This window comes from Kitasatospora sp. NPDC059599, from assembly GCF_042735125.1.
Taxonomy (GTDB): domain Bacteria; phylum Actinomycetota; class Actinomycetes; order Streptomycetales; family Streptomycetaceae; genus Kitasatospora.
The window spans coordinates 1-3017 of record NZ_JBHWCL010000289.1 but is presented as its reverse complement, the minus strand read 5'-3'; the positions used below and the strand labels follow the sequence as shown (position 1 = coordinate 3017).

1 protein-coding gene and 1 pseudogene are annotated in these 3017 nt (G+C 76.0%); one reads left to right on the top strand and one right to left on the bottom strand.

The features are described 5' to 3' along the window. Nucleotides 1–325 (bottom strand): annotated as a pseudogene (locus ACFV04_RS43580) (hypothetical protein); the annotation flags it as partial. Nucleotides 326–1044: 719 nt separating this feature from the next. Here ACFV04_RS43580 and ACFV04_RS43575 point away from each other — a divergent pair. Beyond that, nucleotides 1045–2997 (top strand): hypothetical protein, encoded by a 1953-nt coding sequence (locus tag ACFV04_RS43575; protein ID WP_380335954.1) that lies wholly within the window; start codon nt 1045–1047, stop codon nt 2995–2997. The last annotated feature ends 20 nt before the right edge of the window (nt 2998–3017 follow it).

The window sequence follows — 3017 nt, the reverse complement described above, 5'->3', positions numbered from 1 at the left end:
CTCCCCGGCCCATGACCAGCGGAAGGCCCATCAGCACCACTCCCACGGCGGCGGCCGCGACCGCCGGGCGGGGCAGCCCGCGCAGCCGGCCGCCCCGCTCGTCGGCGGCCGGCGCGAGGGCATCGGTGCCGGGAGCGAGCGGGGCGGCGGCCTCGGGACCGCAGGAGGCGGCGGCACCGAACGGGGCGACCGAGGCGAGAGTCCGCGCCGCGCGGGCCGGAGCCTGCACGAAGGCCCGTCGCAGCGCGTTCCGCCGGGCGGCACCGAAGGCGGTGGCCCGGACGGCCTCGGAGGCGGTCTCGGGCGCGGGGGCGGGCAGCGCCACCGGGGTGCCGGGCCCGGACGCCGGCCCGGCAGCGGGCTGGGCGGCAGCGGGCCGTACGGTGCTCGGCTGCGCGGTGGCAGCAGCCTCCCTGCTGCGCCCGGTGGCGGGCGCCGGACCGAACCCGGTCGGACCGAACCCGGCCGTCCCACCGGCCGTGGCGGACCGGGAAGCAGCGGGCGCGGACGCGACCGGCCCCGGAACGACCGGCCCGGGAACCACAGGCCCGGGAACCACAGGTCCTGGAACGACGGGCCCGGGAACGGCGGGTACGGAAGCCGCCGGCCCCGCGGCAACGGGCCCCGCCACCGCGCCGACCGGAGCGGACGGGAACCGGGTACGCCGCACGGGCGCCGCCGGGCCCGGCTCGGGGTCGACCGCGGGCTCCGCCGGGCCGACCACGTCGCCGTCCTCCATCATCCAGGCGACCGCCGGCAGCTGGTACCCGGTCGATTCGCCGCCGCTCACGTTCTGGCCCGTGCCCACCACAGCTCCCTGGGTCCGATTGAGGTTTCCGCTTCCACGGGGCGCTCGACGACCTGCCGCCGAATCCACCCGCACACAGCACGGACGGACAGGGGGCAGGGTTCACCGCCGGAGCCGAATCCTCCGGCGGCGGACACCGCTCGCCACGTCCCGCTCCACCGTCGACGGTGAACCGCCGGACCGGAAGGGCGCGTTCACGCTGTCGAGCTTTTTCAGGTCTCGACCGAGGAGGGTCCATGTCCCATCACCGCGCCGGTCGGCGCACCACCCTGCGAGCCGCCGTCGCCGTGTCCGCGCTGGCCGGACTCGGCGCCGCCTGGGCGGCTCCGGCTGCCCTCGCGGCCGGCCCGCAGCCGAACCCGGGCAACGCCGCACCCGACTCGACGGACTGGCTGAAGTTCGCCAACGGACGGCTGGTGTACGGAAAGGACGGGCAGGGCAACCGGATCCCCGACTTCAGCTACGCCGGCTACCGCAACGGCAGCCGACCGCTGCCGACCGCCAAGGTCGCCGTCGCCTTGGAGCCGGCCGCGAACGGCGACGACAGCGACCGCATCCAGCAGGCCCTGGACAAGGTGGCCGCCCTGCCGCAGGGGTCGGACGGGCTGCGCGGGGCCGTCCTGCTGAACGCCGGCACGTACCGGGTGGGCAAGCCGCTGCGGATCAAGGCCTCCGGGGTGGTGCTGCGCGGTGCGGGCAGCGGCGCGAACGGCACCAAGCTGGTGGCTTCGGGCGAGCCGCGCCCGCTGGTGGAACTGTCCGGCGAGGGCACGCCGCAGAAGAGCGGCGCCGAGCACGCCGTCACCGACGCGTACGTCCCGGTGGGGGCGACCACGCTGACCCTGGACTCGGCCGCCGGGCTCAAGGTCGGTCAGAACATCGTCGTCCAGCGGCCCCAGGAGGACGCCTGGATCAAGGCCGTCGGCATGGACCACATCCCGCCCCGTCCTGACGGCACCCCGTCGAAGCCGTGGACCGCCAACGACGGCCTCCAGTTCCAGCGCACCGTCACCGCGATCGACGGCAACAGGATCACTCTGGACATCCCGCTGACCAACGCCCTGGAGAAGGAGTACACCCACGCCAAGGTGTGGGCGTACGACTACCCCGGCCGGATCAGCGAGGTCGGCGTGGAGGGCTTCAGCGCCGACGGCTCCGCCTTCGTCGGCGCCCCGGGGTACGACGAGCACGGGTACTTCGCCAGCCGTTTCGCGCACTTCGCCGCCGTCCAGGACGCCTGGGCGCGCGACATCGCCGCGGACCGCTTCGGCGCCGGCGTCGGCTCGATCGGCAGCACCGCCTCCCGGGTCACCGTCGCCGACACCTCGGCGACCGGCATGGAGAAGGCCATCCCGCAGCGCGCCCCGTTCGCCCAGCCCGGCGCCTACAGCATCGACGGCCAGCAGAGCCTGGTGATCGACTGCAAGGTGTCCGGCAGCAACCTGCACGCCTGGCTGACCGGGGCCCGGGTGGCCGGGCCGAACGTGTTCTCGCACTGCACCTCGGACAACGTCGGTGGCTTCCGCCTGGACGCCGGCCCGCACCAGCGCTGGGCGACCGGCACGCTGTACGACGACATCACGATGCTGCACTCCCGCGGCCCCAACGACGACCTCGCGCTGACCAACCGCGCGAACGCGGGCTCCGGCCAGGGCTGGGCCGGGGCGAACCAGGTGATGTGGAACGCCAACGTCGGCTACTACGGCGTGGAGAACCCGCCCACCGCGCACAACTGGGCCTTCGGCACCCGCGGCACCCCGGTGGAGGGCAAGCAGACCGGCGTCCAGGTCTCCACCGGCACCCCGGTGCAGCCCGAGAGCCTGTACGCCCAGCAGCTCGCCGAGCGCGGCGGCGCCGCACCCAAGCCGGCCCCGTCGACGGCTCCGGCCACCACCCCGGCGGCGAGCCCGACCGGCAGCCCGACCGCCAAGGCGACCGGCAGCCCGACCGCCAAGCCGACCGCCGCACCGACGACCACCGCGGCGGGCACCGGCACGCCCTCCGCCACCCGCAGCACCGCCGCGGCGGCCGCCACCGCCACCTCCGCCGAGCCGCCCGGCAGCAGCCTGGCCGCCACCGGCTCCGGCGACCTGTCCACCGCGCTGACCATCGCCGGCGGCACGCTGATCGCGGGCGGTCTCGCGGTCGGCCTGGCCCGCGAGCGCCGCCGCGGCCGGCACACCGGCTGACCGGGGCCCCTTCCGCCAGG

What these genes read in the sequence shown, in the direction of transcription:
- ACFV04_RS43575 (WP_380335954.1), top strand. Translation starts at nt 1,045, where the DNA reads ATGTCCCATCACCGCGCCGGTCGGCGCACCACCCTGCGAGCCGCCGTC.